Here is a 15,743-nt window from a genome sequence, read left to right on the forward strand (position 1 = left end):
CAAAAGGTATGTTAAAAAATTAAAGAAAAACCGCATCTTCCAGAGCATGAGCCGAAAAGCAACATGCTTGGATAATGCGGTAGCTGAGAGTATCTTCCATATTCTTAAGGTAGGAACAACTTTAAATTACAAATACGACACCTATGAAGGCCTAAAAAAAGGTGTTTACGAATATGTGTATTATTACAACAACAAGCGTATAAGAACAAAATTGGCCGGAAAGACACCGGTAGAATACCGGGATCTTTCCGACCAACTAGTTGCTTAAAATGAACTCCAATTATTGGGGTGCAGTTCAATTCCAGATACTCTTATTTTTTTGTTTTATTTCCGTCTCCAGATCTGAGAATATGTACCTGCTGTGCGGAACGGACCGAGCCTAAAGTACGTCTCGATCCTCGGTTTGAAGCCTTGTAAAGACCACAAGTCTCCAAACACGCCCGATGGCGTAAGAACTAAAGCTCTAACGCCATACCCACAGCTGACACATATTCTCAGATCTTCCGACTAATTTTAGATACAAGTTCAAATAGCAATGATCTAATCATATCTATCAGATAACAGGCAGCCATAATTTCTAATACTGTTACAAAACCTGATAGGTTAACATTCATTAAGTCATGAATCTCTCTAAATCTAAAATTCCTCCATAATTGTTTTAAAACAAATACATTTTCAGTTATTAAATATACCGCAAACATATGCCTGGCCACTTGATTAAAGATCGCATGAAAGACTGGTTTGAAATTAGTAAAAATCAAAAACAATCCTAATGCTGCCAACATTGCGAACACGCCTGTGTAAATGTTGGTAAACCGATCTTTGGTCAAGATTATTTCAAAATACATGATTATGTAGATAACTAGTGTATTTACTGTGAATAACAATGCTCCTACTAAATAATTCCAGTTACTTCTGTGGATAAATTTGGAAACAAAGGCTCCAAACAAGTATGAAGCTAGTAAAACACCTAATCCTACTGACTGTGTCGCAATGTCATTATTAACAAGTGGAAAAATACCACAGATTATTGTCACAATTATCAACAAGTAAATAAAATGTCGTTTAGTTAAATACTTGATAGCCTGATTGATAAATGGCACTAACAGCATCAAAATTAAATATCCTGTCACGAACCAATACTGATTAAAAGTCACTGGCATCAATGACTGCCACAGTTTTGGACTCTTAACCGGGGCTTGCCAATTTAGAGCTAGTACCAGGAATAAAATACTGTAAAAGTATACCTGAGCATAAACTTTCAAAGTTTTCTTAATTGAATACTTGATAGTGACTTCATGAGTCCCTAAATAAAAGCCTGTGATCATGACAAAGATATACACACCAATGTCACCCAGTGGTAAGTAAAAAAGTGACCAAAAGGCCGACCACAGATGATTGTGGGCGATCAAATAGTCACTTCTTCCACCTTGAGCCCAAAGGCTAAAGTGATGCAACGTAATCAAGAGCATACTGATGATCCTTAGAAGCTCAATATTTGAATTTCTAGTTTTTCTCATAATTTACTTTCTACGACGATCTGATTTACCATGCTTAGAATTACTCTTATTTCTTTGGGCATAGTAGAGATACATCCACAAAGCGACAAAGATCAAGAGAACGATCCCGACAAGAATAATTATCCATTGATGATTATTTTGTTTGACAGGTTCAGTTTGTTGTTGAACCTGTTTTACATCAGTCTTAGAAACAGTAATGGTCTTAGTGAAGACCTGTTTAAAGCCATTCTTGCCCGTTAAAGTAATCTTAGCTTTGTATTTACCAGCTGTGAAATTATCAATTGGAATAAAGTAATCAAATTGTGAGTTAGGTGCTATCTGTAAATTCTTAGCATGATACTTCAAATTCTTAGAATTGTGCTTGATTGAAGCAGCCAATTTTACATTATTGATATTGATCGGTGCTGTATTATCCATCTTAAAGGCAATACCCTTACTACCAGAAACTGCCTTTGGATAAGCATCTGTCAAATGCATATCAGGATTTATCGCGTCATCCTTTGAGCGCAAAACGACACCTTTAACATAACGAACCTGATTTTGAATATTCAAATTCTTGGACTTAGTAGGTGAAACATTCGCAATAGTTGTCACACCACCTAAGATAATTCCCTTATATTCTTTATCAGGTGACTTAACATTGAAACTAACTTCCTTGGATTCGCCAGCTTTTAAGCTGACAGACTTTCTGCGAGCACCTTCGACTAATGATGTTAGTTCAGGCAAAGTGCTCTTATAAGTCTTTTTATTGTACTTGTCGTAGCCAATAGTAGCCGAGTCAGCCGTATAAGCGTTATTTACTTCAGCAGTAACCTTGATGCTCTTACTACCAGTATTGAAGATGATAATTTTTAAAGTCTGATCCTTATTAGGTTCTACTTTCAAATCAAAATAGGACTCATTCTTGTCTATTTGATTATCCGGTAAAACTGATTGGATCGAATATGATTTGTCACCCGCTGCTTCTACCTTTGTTGTTTGATTAAACAAAGGTATTGCAAAGATGAACATTGATAAAAATACTATGAGCTTTTTCATGTTTAACTCCTGTTCTGATGCCAAATTCCCCAAAAAATGAAAGCTATTAATGTTACTAGAACACCACTAATCAGGATATATGTCAAAGTCTTGTCGTAAATTAAATTACGCGACTTTGAATTGATCTTGTTGGCATCACTCTGAGAAATTTTATAAGTTTTGTGAAAATTCCATACAGTCTTCCCACTTCTAGCTACACCCTTCATCTTGTAAGTACCAGGTGCGATCGGTGTTTGATTTTGATTGAAATCAATTGGGACCTTTGAGTTTGGTGCAATTTTGGGATAGCGAAGATCGGCTACCATTTTCTTTGGACCTAAGTTGAAACGGTCCAACCAGCTTTGACGTTTTATCGTCATGTGAACGACGACATTTTTCATTAGACCTGGTTGGTCATTTTGAAGATTAACGTACACATGTGGTTGATAGTTTTGAACACCTAGTGTTAGGTTGTAGGCCTTTAAGATTCCACCTACTGCTTTGTTGTCGCCAGTTATCCAGACTGGAACATTGGCATTACCATTATAGTTACTTGTGTTCTCATATACATTAAAACCACCAATAATTAATCCATTTATCTTATGATCTGGTAATTTAACTTTAAAATCTAAATCTTTAGTTTGGTTTGATTTAATCGTTACCTTTTTTGTCTTAGTCATACTAGCAAATGAATCCTGCAGACCATAGTCACCCTTTTTTACAACATCAGTGAAAACTAACTTACCATCTGATGAAGTTGTGGCATTAGTTGGAGCAACAACCAAATCAATCGAACCACTGTTAAAATTACTAATAGATACTTTTAAGGTCCTAGTTTCTCCACCTTTACTAATAATTTGGAAACGATCAGTAATATCGGAATCAGTAACTAAAGGCGTTACAGCAATACCTTTAATATCTGCGGATACTTTCGTGGGAGTAGCAATTATCCACAGAATAAAGCAGGTGAGAAATAGCAGAAGATATTTAAATTTCTTATTCATTTTCAAGCCCCATATTCTTTAATCTCTACACCTATGATAATACTAAAAAAGCTGCTCCAAGTCTTGGAACAGCCTCTTTTTTTAATAAATTAACGACGACGTCTTCTTGTTGGTTTATTTGGTGTATTACCATCGCTATTCTTATTATTATTTCTTCTTCCTAGATAAATACCTAGTCCTAAAATAATAGCAAGCAATAGAATACCGAGAAGGATATATAGCCACATGTAGTTAGGCTTGATTCCCGCTAACTTGTTGTACTTAGCAGCTTGTGCATTAGTAATCGTAAAGTCTTTATTTAGAGTCCAACTCTTAATACCATCATTTGTCTTGTAAATCATCTTCAAATGATAATTACCAGCCTTCATAGGTTTCTTACCCCATGAAATTGAGTAATTATAATTTGATGTTGGTGCGATTGCTTGTCCGGTTTGTGACTCATTGATTTTAAAACTTTTGTCATCTTTTTTAGTTACAGTAGCTTTTGCACTTAGACCTGAAATAAATCCATTAGCAGAGTTATGAACATTGGCCTTAACACCTGCTCTTTGAGAACCTGTATTAGTTACTAATGCTGGTCTTACTGCATTAATAGAATATTTAGGTTGTTGATTGTCACTTGATTTTTGATGAATTTGAATAGGCAATGAATAACTAAACTTATTCCTGATCAAAGTACCATTAGCACTTACGGTACCTTTAGCTTTTTCCTTATAGGGTTTTACATTAAAACCACCCATAATATAACCTTTGAAATTTTTCTTAGGAATAGTCAACGAGGTTGTAATAACCATTTCTTGACCACCCTTAACACTAGCAATAATATGATTTGGTGTAATTGCATCACGCGTTTGAATCTTTAAAGACGGATCCTTAACTTTGGTAAAATCATAACCCGGTTGACCACTATCAGTTGTATAAGCAGTATTAGCATTGATAACAAATCGACGTGTTTTACTTGATTTGTTAATAACACCAATTTTCAACTCAACTTGCTGTCCTGGATCACCTTGAATAACGTAAGTACCATTATCAATATTTACTTCATCACTACTAGCCTCAGGCTTAATAGAATAATCACCACCCGCAGCTTCAACCGTTTTCGTAGTTACAAATCCCGAAAACATTAAACCTAATATTGCAAAAAAAACGAATAGAGTTCGATTAGATACTCTTTTCATAACAAATTCCTCCCACAGAACTTCTGAATAACTTCTCTTATATCATACAAAAACCACTACTATAAGTATAGTAGTGGTTTTATTTAAATCAATTATTTGTTAACTACTAAATTGACTATAAAATATCAATTATCCTTCTGATGGTGCTGTTGTGTTCATAGCAGTTGGTGTCAATGTCCATGTAATGATTGAGTTATATGAAATTGATGAAGGTGAATCTTTACCAGCGGCTGTTGAAGGAACTTTCAATTGTACATCTGAGTTAGGTTCACCAGTTTTAGCACCAAATTGTGCAATGATAGCACCCTTAGAATATGATCCGGCATCTAAAGCCATAACAGGTGTGTCTTTAGTATCGCCTGAAACTAAACTAGCAGTTTCTGAGTTTGCACCTTGGATAACATCATTAGCATTTGTGCTTGATGTCAATTGTACTGGGTTCATATTAAGAATAAATCCTGAACCATCAAATCCTTCGGCTGGTGTTCCGTTAGTAGCCTTGAAATTACCTAATTGAGCAGTAACATTGAATCCTGCTGTCTTAGTTGTGTTTGATGCTGCAGCGTTCTTGTCTGTACGTGAATCTGTAACTTGTAAGATACCTGAATCGTTACCATCATCTTTAATAGTTGATGAGTTGTTTTGTAAATCAACGGCTGGGCCACCAGCTGCTGCTGTACCAAACCCAAAGTCAGGAACCTTATCCAATGTTAGAAGACCATCGATAACTGTAACATTTGCATCTGAGAATGCTTGAGCTGCACCAATGTTACCGGCACCATCATCAAATGCGACTGCCATACCTGGTTTGTTAGCATCGTTCAATGAGTTAACGTCACTATTTTTAGTTGTGTTAGCTGTTTTACCAACTGCTCCAGAGATTGGTGAAATTACACCATCTGAACTAACTGTTGCTGATGTTGTAGCAGCTTGTGCTGTTAGTGAAGGTGCTAATGCTCCTAATACCGATACCTGCTGTTGCTAATGATCCTACGAATACGTTTCTTGATAATTTCATGTTTGTTTCCTCCCTGATATACGAATTACTTTTTTGATGTAACTTGATTACATATTGATAATACCAATAAAATTGCTCTTGTAAACTTCACCTTTTGTAAATGAAATTTATTAAAATTGGTATTTTCTTGTAACCATTAATTCTGTAAAACTTTCCTAATTCTCTTCATGTAAAAAGCGAATAGACCAACCAACATAGATAAACCTACAATAACTAGTCCTGTTTCATCAGCATCCCCTGTTTGTGGATACGATGATAAGTTATTGATGTTTACTGATGGTACGTTATCTGAAGACTGAGTCTTACTCGAATCTCCATCTGTGTTATCCCCTGTGTTATCGCTGGTTACTAGTACGTGGGCATTTGAAGGCCCGCCGCCACTGTCTTCAGCGATTACTGGTTGAGCACTATCAACGGAGCTTCCAGTAGAATTATTGGCAGAGTCGGCGATGACTTGATTTACCCCGAAGGCACCGACGACTCCAAAGACAATAACGACAATCGCAAATAATCCGATCATTCGCTTTTTGACTGTGAGACTTTTAGTAGATCTTCTTCTTTTCTTCATATAAAAAACCTCTCATCAAAAATCAGTCTATTATCTCCTTACCATGTTTCAAGTTTAACATGCACGATGTATCTTTAAATTCCGTTTTACTTAAGAAATCTTTTCCAAAACTGGGAAATTACGGCTTCAAAAGATAAAAATCTAAAGGCACTTGATTGTCGGTCAGGAGAGAATTCTGATTAACTTGATAAATAAATTTGAATTTTAGCTTGTTTAATAGATTTTTTGTGGGTAAATTGTCAGTTTCGACCGCTGCCCACAGTTCAATCAGTCCTAATTCCTTAAAACTATAGTCAATTAACAAAGAAATTGCCTCACTGCCGATCCCTTTCCGTCTAAAATCACGGTCAACAATGAAGCCAATTTCTCTGGTTTTTCCCAAATCAGCAGTTAATCCCCGCTCATTTAATTCAATTATCCCTGCCATTGAATTATTTGCAAGCGCAATTGCATAGCTATTTGACAACTCTTGATACTTTTTAAAAAGCTTTTTAGCTGTTTTCTCATCAGTTACGTACTCTAATCCGGCTCTTTGATGATTCTCTTGATCACTTACCAACCGATAAAAGGCAGGGAAATCTTCATCAATAAAGTTGCGAATAGACACGTTTCTTCCTATTAAATGCATTTCTATTCCTTCATGTGTAATATTTTTTTAACTGAAGCACGTTTGGTCGAAATATTATTGACCTTGCTATCGCTAGCATAACCCATTGCAATACCAACAACAATTTCTTGATCTTGAGGAATCGACAATTCTTTTTTGACGATTTCTGGGTGATTAGACAATGCATATGCCGGAATAGTTCCAATGCCATGGCCTGCCGCACTCAACATCAAAGTTTGACCAAAGGCTCCCATATCATAAATCGTAAACTCGCTGGCTTTCTTACTAGTGGTCAAGTAAACCAGATAGGGAGCATAGAACAAATTCTTTCTGGTATCTACCCATTCAGGATCACTTGTACCCTTAGCTCCAACTGCTTCTTCGACTGATTTGGACCATTCTTTGATATTATTCAATGATAATTCAGAACGATCAGTACGATGTGGTGTTGTTAAATCTGTACTACTAGTTTCATTGGTCGTTTGAAATCCTTCTCTGATTCTTTTGACACTCTCACCAGATGCAATATATATCTCCCAGGGCTGCGCATTTTGCCAAGAAGGTGCACGTTGGGCATCTTGAATTATTTCTTCTATAGTAATAGTAGGAATCTTTTTATCACTAAATGAACGAATCGACTTTCTCTGATAGATCAAATTACTATTTTCCAACTATAATTCCTCCCAAATAATCGTATTTCTAGGTTTTTAAAAAAATATCATCTATAATTAAATTATAAACGTTTGTAACAGGAAAGGTGTGGACAGTATGGATTTAGATTTCAAAGGAGAAACAGTAACAACCTTGGGGCAACCACCTCTAGTTGGAGAGAGTTTTCCAGATTTCACAGCATTGGACAAAGATGGCAAGACCGTTAAGTTGAGCGACTTCTTGGATAAACCGCTTTTGATCAGTGTCGTACCAGACATCAATACTCGTGTATGCAGTATTCAAACAAAACATTTCAACACAGAAGTTGATGGACATTCAGAGATCAACTTTATCACCATTTCAACAAATACAGTTGAACAACAAGCCAATTGGTGTGCTGCTGAAGGCGTTAAAAATATGCAAATGATTTCTGACGCCAACCACGACTTTGGTAAAAAGAGTAAATTATTGATCGAAGCCAAAGGAATCCTAGCACGTTCAGTTTGGGTAGTCGATACAAATAAACAAATCATCTACTCAGAAATCCTCAAAGTACAGACAAATGAACCTAATTACGATAAAGTATTAGATCAATTAGACCAAATGCACGAATAAAATAATAATGAGCAAGTATCACTTGGATGATCCAAGTAATACTTGCTCTTTTTTTAACGTCTTCTATGCTTCATAAAGGTAACAAAATGCAAAATACATGCTAAAAGTACAAAGAAAATGACTGTAAAACTTATATAATTGATCCAAAAATTACCGATTGGCATTACGTAACGCAAAGGAACTTGGATACCCATCGTAATTAAAGCCATAATGGCAATCATGAAGAATAGCTGAATATATCTTTTCAAGGTTGAATCATCCTTTCTCTTCTTATGAGATATCTTGTGTCCATACTTAGCGGCAATCTTTTTCTTACTATCAGGTATTTCTTTCATACCAAAAGTACCCGGCAGAACAATTTCACCAGTTTTAATAACTCCGGCGGCACTCATTACTCGGTCGATCGTCTTTAAACTTTCATCGGTAACACCGGTTACAAAATTTTCTAAAGGACTGACGTAACAAGATGTAATACTCAAATAATGTTTATTTTTAAATTTCCCCGGAATAGTATCGCCATTTTCTTTAAAATAAACGAATTTTGGACGCATACAATCAAAGAAATTCTTCAAAACACCAGATAATTCACGCCAATAAGTCGGTGCAGCAAATACCCAAACATCACTAGACATCAATTTATCGGACAATTCGTCTAGTACGGGATTCTTTTCGTGATATTTATGCGGTGTAATTTGATAATTTTCTAAATAAATTGTTTCTGTTTCTACACCCTCGTCTACGTTCTTTAAGACTTCCTCAAGCATCTGAGCGTTCAATCCATGCTCTTGATGCGAGGCCAAAATGCCAAGAACTTTCATCTAACCCCTCCCTTTTCTTCTATTATAATGAAATTCATATCATTGGTAAAAAGAATCTTTTGCTGATATGGTAAGAGTAACAAGGAGGGTCTCTTAAATGAAAGTATTGATAATCGGAGCTCACGGTAAAGTTGGGCATTTATTAATTGGTGAATTACAATCTAAGAACATTGATTTTGTTGCTGGTTTACGTAGCGAGGAACAAATCAAAGCCTACAAGGCTAACAATATCCCTACTCAATTTATTGATTTAACTGCATCTTTAGATGACATTACTAAATCTGTCAAAGAATCAGGTGCTGACGTCTTACTATTCTCCGCGGGCGCTGGTGGTGCTGGGTCTGATCTCACATTACAAATTGATCTTGATGGAGCTATCAAAACAATGATGGTCGCTGAAGCACTTGACATCAAACGTTATATTATGGTTAGTTCCGTCTTTAGTGACAATCGTGATAAGTGGGACGCTTCAGGTATCAAGCCATATATGATTGCTAAGCATTACGCCGACGTACATTTGCGTGGAACGGATCTTGATTATACGATCATTCATCCAGGCGGGCTTACTGACGAAGAATCAATTGGTAAGATCAAGTTGCTCGGAGAAAATGAAGTTGGTAATATTCCAAGAATCGACGTTGCTAAGTCATTAGTTGAAATCTTGCAGAATCCTTCTACTATTGGTAAAGAATACAGTATTGCTAGTGGTGACGAACCAATTTCTGATGTTATAAAATAGTTACTTCCCGCTTTCGGATTCGAATAATTCCACCTGTTGAGCGACCGACTCGAGCCAAGGTCTCTCGTCTCGATTCCAAGCTTTGCTATCGCAAATCTCAGAATCGTCGGTGGAGTAAAACTCCACTTGCACAACTGGTTCCATTACTCGAATCCTACAGCTAAGTTTGTGTATTAATTTAATAGTAAATACCGATAATTCTTTTATGGTTGTCATATGAAATATATATAATTTCATTCGACTGCATAAGAGAATTTTTTATTTTAGACGTAAAAAGGCTATATCCTATTAACTTCAGGATATAGCCATTAAATTATTTACATTTATAATTGAAACGCTAAAAAGCCGGAGGAAACAAGAAATTGACTAGCCGTGACAATTCTGTTAGTACGACGCAGTCGTTCTTACAGAATGAACGATTACGAAATTTGCGCAAGCAAAGTTCATAATCGAGACTTCAGACCTTGGCTGAAGTGGTTCCACAGCAGGTCGATTTATTGTTTCCGTAGGTGGCAATTTTTAGCAAAAACTAATTGTCGAAGAAATTTCCCATAATAGACATAGTTGGTTGGATATTAATGAAAGCATCCTTATCAACTTTAGAAACAGCGTCTCTGACAAAGAACAGTTGATATCTTGTTAGAACCATGGTTGCTGAACCGATAGGCTCCCCAGAATATCCACCTTCCAAACTGTGATCGAGTGTGACTCCACGATGAACCGTCTTCAAGAGTTCTTGAGCAATGTCATCGATATGGTGTGAATAAACAGTAACTGTGATCTTTTGTTGCTGAATATACATCTTATCAACCAATAAATAGGTAACATAAATAGACACGATACTGTATAAGGCCAACTCCCAACCGAAGACAACTCCGGCGATAGAAAGAATAATAGCATTAACATAAAAACCTATTTCACCAACACTTTTACCAGTACTTTTTTGTATTAATAGCGCAATAATATCAGTTCCACCGGTTGAAAAACCACAACGGAAACAATATCCGGTACCAACACCGACCATGACCCCACCGAAAACGGAAGCTAGCATTGGATCATTCGTGATTGGATTTAATGGAATGAATTTAATAAAAAGAGTAGACGACGCAACAGCGACTAATGATAAAATGGTAAATCTTTTGCCCAACTTAAACCAGGCAACAATAATGATTGGCACGTTAATTAAAAAATACCAAAGATAGACGGGACTATTAATTTTAGCAAATTCGGCGAACAAGTTAGATATTAACTGACCTGCACCCATGACTCCAGCAGTATAGATTTTAGCTGGTTGTAAAAGTAATTGAATTCCCATAGCAGAAGTTATTCCAAAGAATATTGCTGCAAAGATGTCTCTTGGATAATTATTGAATTTCATTTTGAAATCACCTCCTATTTATTTGCTAGCCTCACACACTATAGCTTAGGAATATCCAAAAAACAATATACTTTTGACTTATCACGAAATATTTTAAATTTTGAATCAAATAGCTTATATTTTATATATAATCAAGTTATCAGGAGGTAGTAAAATGCAAAAAATTGGATTTATTGGAACCGGTGTCATGGGCAGTGGAATAGTAAATAACCTGTTGAAGGCAAACTATCAGGTATACATCTACACCCGTACAGAATCTAAGGCTGAACCTTTAATCAAAAATGGAGCAAAATGGTTCAATTCACCAAAAGAAGTTGTTGAAAATACTGATATAATTTTCTCAATGGTAGGATTTCCAAAAGATGTTGAAAATGTTTATTTTGATCCCGAAAAAGGCGTCTTTAAAGATCTAAAATCTGGTCAAATAATCGTTGATATGACAACAAGTACTCCAACTTTAGCTAAAAAAATCGGTGAAAAAGCCGAAGAAATTGGTGCTTTAGCATTGGACGCCCCTGTTTCAGGTGGAGATGTCGGAGCTCGTGATGGCAAATTAACCATTATGGTCGGCGGATCCAAGCAAGCCTTTGATCAATTACAACCAATTTTTGAGATCATTGGCAAATCAAATCATTACTTCGGATCCTTTGGCGCTGGGCAACACGCCAAGATGGCCAATCAAATTATGATAGCCGGAACAATGACTGGTATGACCGAAATGTTGGTTTACGCTAAAGCAGCCGGACTAGATCTTCCTTCTATTATAAAGACAGTTAGTGGTGGTTCTGGCGATAACTGGAGCCTTGAAAATTATGCGCCAAGAGTTTTAGATGGAGATTTCAAACCGGGATTCTTTTCAAAACATTTCTTGAAAGACTTAAGAATAGCCATAGATGAAAGTGAAAAAATGAAACTTGATTTACCTGCCACACAGCAAGCTAAGAAACTATACGAAAAATTAGTGGACGAAGAAAACTTAGGCAACGATGGAACACAAGCATTAGTTAAATTGTGGTGGTAGTTGTCGTCTCCGGTAGAGCGTTGACCTATCTGCTATGGAACCGATGTGAGCCAAGGTCTCCCATCTCGATTTTGAGCTTTGCTATCGCCAAATCTCAGAATCGTTCATGGTGTAAGAATGGAAAACCACCATTCTAACGCCATTATCACAGCTGATAGGTCCACACTCTCCCTCCGACTTGTATAGTCGATTTACTATTTTAATCACATTGAACTTATCAAATAGGAGCTGCATCATTCTTGGAATTAATCAAGAATGATACAGCTCCTATTTTTGTTATAAATAAACGCCAATAAACTGAATTAAATTTAAAAGCCAAACTAGTCGTAAGGTCTGAGAATGTTCATCTGCTGTGACAGTGGCGTTGGAGCTTTAGCTCCTACACCACCGGGCGTGTTTGGAGACTTGCTGAACCTTGCAAGGCTCCAAACCGAGGATTGAGACCTTGGCTCAAGCCGGTCCGCATAGCAGATGAACATTCTCAAACCTGGAGACAAATAAAATCCAGTTTCTACTATTAATAATCTAGTTATCAAACATCCCAACAAGTTCTTCAGAATCAAGTTTCATTTTATCTTCTCCACTAACATCCAAAGTAATCTGACCATCTTGCACCATAATCAAACGATTACCATACTTCAATGCATCAGACATCTTATGAGTGATCATCATAGTAGTCAGCTTTTCGCGATTAACTATCTCATCAGTAAGATCCATTACATCACGACTAGTCTTAGGGTCAAGTGCCGCAGTATGTTCATCCAATAGCAACAACTTGGGCTTACTCAACGTTGCCATCAATAATGACAATGCTTGTCTCTGACCACCAGATAAATATTTAACTTGGGTTTTTAATCTATTCTCTAATCCCATATCCAATGGCTTCAACAACTCTTGGAATTTTTCCCATTGTCCCTTTTTGTTATACCATTTCAAACTAATTGTATTGACGTGACTCTCTGCCAAAACTAAATTTTCAGCAACGCTAAGCTCTCCAGCGGTTCCCATTTTAGGATCTTGGAAAACTCGTGACATCCAGCGTGAACGATATGACACGGATTTTTTAATAACATTTTTATTTTCTAAATTGATTGATCCCGCATCAGCTGATAAAGTTCCAGCAATTGTATTCAATAGTGTTGATTTACCTGCACCATTATTACCAATTACTGAAATAAAGTCGCCATCATAAACTTTTAGGCTAACATTTTTTAAAATATGACGCTCATTCTCGGTCCCCGGAAAGAACACCTTTTGTAAATTTTGGACGTTTAATACTTCTGACTTGCTCATCTTGTTCACCTTCCGTTAACTGAGATAGATAAATTTTTAATTGTTTACGTGTTTTAAGCTTGTTTCTGAGGATCGGTACACAGATAACGATAACTAAGATTATCGCTGACAAAATTTTTAGATCATCTGGTGGGAAGCCTAATCCCATCGCAACTGTAAGTAAAAAGCGATACAATATTGCTCCAACTACCATTGCTGATAATCTAACTAAAATATTTCGGCCTCGTAAGAAAATTTCTCCCACTAAAACTGAGGCTAAGCCAATAACGATAGTACCGATCCCCATGCCGATATCAGCGTAACCATTACTTTGAGCAATCAGTGATCCTGACAAAGCAATTAAACCGTTAGAAATGGTATAGCCGAAAATAATCATTCCATCCGTGTTTATACCATTAGCGGCACTCATATTTTTATTATTACCAGTTGCCATCAAAGATAATCCTAAACGTGTCTTGAACATTAGATATAGTGCCAAAATAACAATACCGGTGATGATTATTCCTAAAACAATAGTTTGAGTTGTCGTTGCCCAGGCTGGTAAATAATCCGTCAAAACTTTTTGTGTTAAAAGAGGCACGTTGGATTTTCCCATTACATGCATATTTACCGAATACAGTCCTGTCATTGTTAATATTCCAGCTAATAATGAGGGAATATGTAACTTTGTATCAAGAACACCTGTCACGAATCCGCCTAAACATCCGGCGACAAATCCCATCAAAGTTGCTATAAAAGCTGATTGTCCATTGATCATCAAACTGATAGTCATAGCTGCTCCGAAGGGAAAACTTCCTTCAGTTGTCAAATCGGGAATATCTAAAATTCTAAAGGTAATAAACACGCCAATTACTAGCGGCGCCCACAATAATCCTTGTCCTAAGCTGGATATTATCATAATTTTTGGTACTCCTTTTTAAGGTTTTTGAATCTTAGCTGGATCTAAGCCAATTTCTTTAGCATAGGCTTTGTTAACGTAAAGATGTAATGTCTTAGACTTCTCAACTGGTAGATCTTCTACTTTTTTGTTTTCAACTAATACTTTGTAAGCCATCTTACCTGTTTGTTTACCAAGGTCACGGTAATTTAATCCATAAGTTGCTGTACCGCCGTCTTCAGCCATTTCGATTGAACCTGTAACTACTGGTAACTTAGCTTCTTTGGCTTTTTTACCGATTGTTTTCATTGAACTAGCCATCAAATTATCGGTTGGCAGATAAATTCCTGAAACTTTATCCTTCAATCCGTCTACGGCACTAGCAACATCATTAGTACTTGTAACACTGACTACATTCAATTTTAAATTATTCTTTTTAGCATATTTTTTAGCCATTTTAACTTGTAAGACAGAATTTTCTTCAGATGAGTTATATAAAATTCCAATGGGTTTATCCGATTGTGTCAAAGTTGTTAATAACTTGATTTGTTTTGTAACTGGTCCAATATCGCTGGTACCAGAAACATTTGTCTTAGGTTTTTCATTTGATTTAACTAAACCGGCTGACTTCAAATTTGTCACGGCTGTAACCAAAATTGGTGTATCTTTAGTCTTCTTACTCAAAGCTTGAGCCGCTGGTGTAGCTATTCCCAGCAATAGATCATGCTTCTTTGAAGTTAATTGTTGACTCATTGAATTCAAATTTGATTGGTCTCCTTGAGCATTCATGTAATCGTATTTTACTTTGATATCTTTATCGTTCTTCTTGATTTCTTGGTTCAATCCCGACTTGAAACCTTGTCTAGCAGCATCGAGTGATCCATGTTGAACAATTTGTAAAATACCTACATTTAAAGTTTTCTTATCAGAACTGGCATTTGACGAACATCCCGCCAAAACTAATACCGCCATCATCATTGTTACTAATCCCATTAAATATTTTTTCATATTCTTATCCCTCCAGAGAAAATAAAAAACCAGATGGATTACGAGAATCCATCTGGTTTAATATCGGGCCCGAATATTATTTCCAGATAGATTCAACTCGCATCTATCTGGCTTAGTGACATGCTTAATAGCTTTAGCCAATCAATAGATACGAACGCTTGCGTGTGCGTTCGTATCCAATGATTGAATACAAACGCTATCTAAAGAAAAAGCTAAAGGCAAATTGACTATTTAAATGTTTCAGTTGTTTTTCTATCATAGCTAGTTACCTTTCCCTTCATGTCTTTTTATTATGTTTCCTAGTTAAACATTTTCAGATTAATCTGTCAACAAATAATCTAATAATAAAAGAAGTTTATGAGTTAAGCTCTAATATTTGAGCCTTGATATGACAGCATTCATGACTTTTTGAAAAAAATTCAAAATTA

The 15,743-nt window shown here is 36.2% G+C and carries 18 protein-coding genes; 5 read left to right on the top strand and 13 right to left on the bottom strand.

Annotated elements, in window-relative coordinates; all coding sequences use genetic code 11:
- Window positions 1–268: IS3 family transposase (locus EKM60_RS05555; protein WP_164508332.1), on the top strand; the 268-nt coding region annotated here is incomplete at its 5' end.
- Between the two features lie 226 nt (window positions 269–494).
- Here EKM60_RS05555 and EKM60_RS05560 read toward each other — a convergent pair.
- From EKM60_RS05560 to EKM60_RS05580, 5 genes are all read right to left on the bottom strand, one after another.
- Window positions 495–1,520 (bottom strand): acyltransferase family protein, encoded by a 1,026-nt coding sequence (locus EKM60_RS05560; protein WP_125713301.1) that lies wholly within the window; start codon window positions 1,518–1,520, stop codon window positions 495–497.
- A gap of 3 nt (window positions 1,521–1,523) precedes the next feature.
- On the bottom strand, window positions 1,524–2,558 hold the full coding sequence (locus EKM60_RS05565; protein WP_125713303.1) for a DUF916 and DUF3324 domain-containing protein: 1,035 nt from the start codon (window positions 2,556–2,558) through the stop codon (window positions 1,524–1,526).
- 2 nt (window positions 2,559–2,560) lie between these two features.
- On the bottom strand, window positions 2,561–3,541 hold the full coding sequence (locus EKM60_RS05570; RefSeq protein WP_125713305.1) for a WxL protein peptidoglycan domain-containing protein: 981 nt from the start codon (window positions 3,539–3,541) through the stop codon (window positions 2,561–2,563).
- Window positions 3,542–3,630: 89 nt separating this feature from the next.
- Window positions 3,631–4,722, bottom strand: coding sequence for a DUF3324 domain-containing protein (locus EKM60_RS05575; protein ID WP_125713307.1), 1,092 nt, complete (start codon window positions 4,720–4,722; stop codon window positions 3,631–3,633).
- Between the two features lie 129 nt (window positions 4,723–4,851).
- Entirely contained in the window at window positions 4,852–5,547 is a 696-nt protein-coding gene (locus EKM60_RS05580; RefSeq protein ID WP_164508333.1) for a WxL domain-containing protein, read from the bottom strand.
- Here EKM60_RS05580 and EKM60_RS11105 point away from each other — a divergent pair.
- The gene (locus tag EKM60_RS11105) at window positions 5,531–5,707 is read left to right on the top strand and encodes a hypothetical protein (protein WP_164508334.1); all 177 of its coding nucleotides are present in this window, start codon (window positions 5,531–5,533) and stop codon (window positions 5,705–5,707) included. The two genes, EKM60_RS05580 and EKM60_RS11105, sit on opposite strands and share 17 nt — an antisense overlap.
- Window positions 5,708–5,876: 169 nt before the next feature.
- On the opposite strand, the gene EKM60_RS05585 is transcribed toward EKM60_RS11105, so the two are convergent.
- The 3 genes from EKM60_RS05585 to EKM60_RS05595 all read right to left on the bottom strand — a co-directional run bounded on the left by EKM60_RS05585 (window position 5,877) and on the right by EKM60_RS05595 (window position 7,586).
- The gene (locus EKM60_RS05585; RefSeq protein ID WP_125713313.1) at window positions 5,877–6,308 is read right to left on the bottom strand and encodes an LPXTG cell wall anchor domain-containing protein; all 432 of its coding nucleotides are present in this window, start codon (window positions 6,306–6,308) and stop codon (window positions 5,877–5,879) included.
- Window positions 6,309–6,426: 118 nt separating this feature from the next.
- A complete protein-coding gene (locus EKM60_RS05590; protein ID WP_125713315.1) occupies window positions 6,427–6,936 on the bottom strand; it encodes a GNAT family N-acetyltransferase in 510 nt (169 codons plus the stop codon).
- Between the two features lie 2 nt (window positions 6,937–6,938).
- On the bottom strand, window positions 6,939–7,586 hold the full coding sequence (locus EKM60_RS05595; protein WP_125713317.1) for a nitroreductase: 648 nt from the start codon (window positions 7,584–7,586) through the stop codon (window positions 6,939–6,941).
- Window positions 7,587–7,683: 97 nt separating this feature from the next.
- On the opposite strand from EKM60_RS05595, the gene tpx reads away from it, so the two are divergent.
- Window positions 7,684–8,181, top strand: coding sequence for a thiol peroxidase (gene tpx / locus EKM60_RS05600; RefSeq protein ID WP_125713319.1), 498 nt, complete (start codon window positions 7,684–7,686; stop codon window positions 8,179–8,181).
- A 53-nt stretch (window positions 8,182–8,234) separates the two neighbouring features.
- Here the strand turns inward: tpx and EKM60_RS05605 are convergent, their stop codons facing one another.
- Window positions 8,235–8,999, bottom strand: coding sequence for a flavodoxin family protein (locus tag EKM60_RS05605; protein ID WP_125713321.1), 765 nt, complete (start codon window positions 8,997–8,999; stop codon window positions 8,235–8,237).
- A gap of 97 nt (window positions 9,000–9,096) precedes the next feature.
- On the opposite strand from EKM60_RS05605, the gene EKM60_RS05610 reads away from it, so the two are divergent.
- Window positions 9,097–9,738 (top strand): SDR family oxidoreductase, encoded by a 642-nt coding sequence (locus EKM60_RS05610; protein ID WP_125713323.1) that lies wholly within the window; start codon window positions 9,097–9,099, stop codon window positions 9,736–9,738.
- A 529-nt stretch (window positions 9,739–10,267) separates the two neighbouring features.
- Here EKM60_RS05610 and EKM60_RS05615 read toward each other — a convergent pair.
- A complete protein-coding gene (locus tag EKM60_RS05615) occupies window positions 10,268–11,116 on the bottom strand; it encodes a YitT family protein (protein ID WP_125713326.1) in 849 nt (282 codons plus the stop codon).
- Window positions 11,117–11,270: 154 nt separating this feature from the next.
- Between EKM60_RS05615 and EKM60_RS05620 the strand changes: the two genes are divergently transcribed.
- Window positions 11,271–12,137, top strand: coding sequence for an NAD(P)-dependent oxidoreductase (locus EKM60_RS05620; protein WP_125713328.1), 867 nt, complete (start codon window positions 11,271–11,273; stop codon window positions 12,135–12,137).
- A 525-nt stretch (window positions 12,138–12,662) separates the two neighbouring features.
- On the opposite strand, the gene EKM60_RS05625 is transcribed toward EKM60_RS05620, so the two are convergent.
- The 3 genes from EKM60_RS05625 to EKM60_RS05635 are packed head-to-tail and all read right to left on the bottom strand — an operon-like array spanning window position 12,663 to window position 15,315.
- Window positions 12,663–13,430, bottom strand: a complete 768-nt coding sequence (locus EKM60_RS05625; protein ID WP_125713330.1) for an ABC transporter ATP-binding protein — start codon at window positions 13,428–13,430, stop codon at window positions 12,663–12,665.
- Window positions 13,363–14,328: an ABC transporter permease gene (locus tag EKM60_RS05630; RefSeq protein WP_125713332.1), complete on the bottom strand. Its 966-nt coding sequence runs from the start codon at window positions 14,326–14,328 to the stop codon at window positions 13,363–13,365. The genes EKM60_RS05625 and EKM60_RS05630 overlap by 68 nt, the downstream gene beginning before the upstream one ends.
- 18 nt (window positions 14,329–14,346) lie before the next feature.
- Complete coding sequence (locus EKM60_RS05635) at window positions 14,347–15,315, bottom strand: ABC transporter substrate-binding protein (protein WP_125713334.1); 969 nt, start codon at window positions 15,313–15,315, stop codon at window positions 14,347–14,349.
- Window positions 15,316–15,743: the final 428 nt, after the last annotated feature.

It is taken from the genome of Companilactobacillus kedongensis, from assembly GCF_003946625.1.
GTDB lineage: Bacteria > Bacillota > Bacilli > Lactobacillales > Lactobacillaceae > Companilactobacillus > Companilactobacillus kedongensis.